Here is a 1,601-nt window from a genome sequence, read left to right on the forward strand (position 1 = left end):
ACTAAACCAGCAAGTCGCCGTCATCGCGAACACGACGCGACAGTTCTTCAAGCGTTTGGACAAAATGATGCTTGCTGAAAGCGGTATGGGCAGGCTTTGCGTGTCCGGCTGAACAACGCCAGCCAGCCAAAAAGAAAAAGTCCGGCGGCAAGTGGTGCTGACCGATAGCCCCGGAAGACGGCGGGGTGGATGTGCCGCCTTGCCGGTATTTTTCCCATCGCCTCAGTCCACGATCCCGAAACGCGGATACCGGTTTTCGGAAGGATCGTGGTGGTCAAACAAGAATGTCAGGCGACCTTGAGTTCCTTGAAAACCTTCTCGAAGGCTTCCTTGACCGGCTTGGACACTTCCTCGGCGGCCTTGGTGATCACGGCCTGGATGTCCTTGGCCTGCTCGACGGTCATCTCGACGCGCTTGCGCAGGAAGACGGTCTGCAACTCGACGACTTCCGACATCGACTTCGCGCCAACCAGGGCTTCGAGGTGCGAGAAATCGGCTTCGGCATTGGCGCGCAGAGCGGCAATCGTCTTGAGCGACAGCTCGTTGCCGGCGGTCTTGGCGGTCTCGAAGGTCGACTCGAGAGCCTTCTGGGTCGTCTCGGCGCCGGTCTTCAATTTCGAAAAGGCTTCCTTCGACTGCTCGACGCCCTTTTCGGCGACAGCGCGGAACTGGTCGGTAGCCTTGGACGCGTCGAAGGTCGGAAATGCGGCGTTCTCAATGGTGTCGGTGGTCTTGTCAGCGGTCTTGGACATGTTTTCCATCCTTTTTGGGTGGACGGCCCTGCACAAAGCCGTCTCGTTCATCTACGAAGCTGACGTAACGGAATTATGAACCCGACATAGCGGGACGGTCATTTTGTGCGTTGCACTGATTTGCCACAGCGCTAACCGAACTCCGAATTTTCGCGCAGGCGGGCGTGCTGTTTGTGAATCAACCCGAGTTGAACCACATTGAACCCCGCCAAGATCTACCCACCGCTCTAATCCATTGGCTTATTTGGCACTTTGCGCGGGTTCCGATAGGCACCGATCCGGTCCAGCGCCATATGGCAAATTTCTGGCCCAATCGGCATGTTGGGTTCCCGCTTGGGAGCTTCACAATCGCCTTTTTCGCGCATCGGGATACACGGTTGTCTTCGCCGTCGACATCGGTCGCCGCATAATGGAGCTTCGCGGGAGAAGCCTTCAATGTGGACGACGCACTTTGCTGAGTCAGCGGCGCACCCCCATCAGCGGAATGGCTCGGCCCCCACGTCCCGGCAGGGACGTCTCAGGCGCTCAGATCCTGAACGCAATCTGCAAATTTCATGTTGTTGCTCCTGCGTTCCGATCAAAGAGCTCGCCAGCCTTGAGCAGTACATGCATCGCGAGCGCCAGTTTGCGCGCTACGGCAACGGCCGCGCGGTTGAAGCCGATCCTCTCGCGGAGCTTGAGGCCCCATGTGCGCGGGGCAGCTGTCGGCCGAGCTGCGGGACAGGATGACTGTCGCCGCCTCGTAGAGAAGACCGCGCATGGCGGTCACCGCGTCGGAGATGTGGCCGTCATAATCGACCTCCCCCGATTCCCGCAGCCCCGGCAGCCATACCGCTCTTGTGGCGGGGG

At 59.3% G+C, this 1,601-nt stretch carries 1 protein-coding gene and 1 pseudogene; both read right to left on the reverse strand.

Annotated elements, in window-relative coordinates; all coding sequences use genetic code 11:
- Positions 1-287 precede the first annotated feature (287 nt).
- Positions 288-752: a phasin gene (locus MAXJ12_RS18230; RefSeq protein WP_040586764.1), complete on the reverse strand. Its 465-nt coding sequence runs from the start codon at positions 750-752 to the stop codon at positions 288-290.
- A 552-nt stretch (positions 753-1,304) separates the two neighbouring features.
- A pseudogene (locus MAXJ12_RS35285) lies at positions 1,305-1,601 on the reverse strand (IS110 family transposase); the annotation flags it as partial.

It is taken from the genome of Mesorhizobium alhagi CCNWXJ12-2 (assembly GCF_000236565.1).
In the GTDB taxonomy this organism is placed as follows: Bacteria; Pseudomonadota; Alphaproteobacteria; order Rhizobiales; family Rhizobiaceae; genus Allomesorhizobium; species Allomesorhizobium alhagi.